Genomic DNA, 275 nt, shown 5'->3' with positions numbered 1-275 from the left:
ATCCCTGCCCTGCCCCATCTCGGTCCAGGCGAGCTCGACGCCGTCGAAGCTGCGGAAGCGGTGCGTTTCAGTCGGGAAGTTTGCCAACGGAGTCCATCCAGCGCTTGACGAGTTGGGGATTGTCGTCGGTCCGGTATCGGGTGAGGCCGGTCGTGTCGAGCCACTGTTCGTGCATGCTCTCCACGCCGAAATGATGAACCGGACGGAAGCGATGCGGCGCGTCGAAGCTGCCCACCGTCAGGTCCATGTTCGCGCTGTCCGGGAACTCGAAGCTG

At 63.6% G+C, this 275-nt stretch carries 1 protein-coding gene; it reads right to left on the bottom strand.

All coding sequences use genetic code 11. The features are described from left to right. Positions 1-67 precede the first annotated feature (67 nt). Positions 68-275, bottom strand: a 208-nt coding sequence (locus NLU14_RS21750; RefSeq protein WP_275710536.1) for a hypothetical protein, incomplete at its 5' end; no start/stop codon positions are given.

The sequence above is a fragment of the Marinobacter iranensis genome (genome assembly GCF_029207565.1).
GTDB classification, from domain to species: domain Bacteria; phylum Pseudomonadota; class Gammaproteobacteria; order Pseudomonadales; family Oleiphilaceae; genus Marinobacter; species Marinobacter iranensis.
The sequence above is the reverse complement of the archived record's forward strand: the minus strand, read 5'-3'. Positions and strand labels throughout refer to the sequence as shown.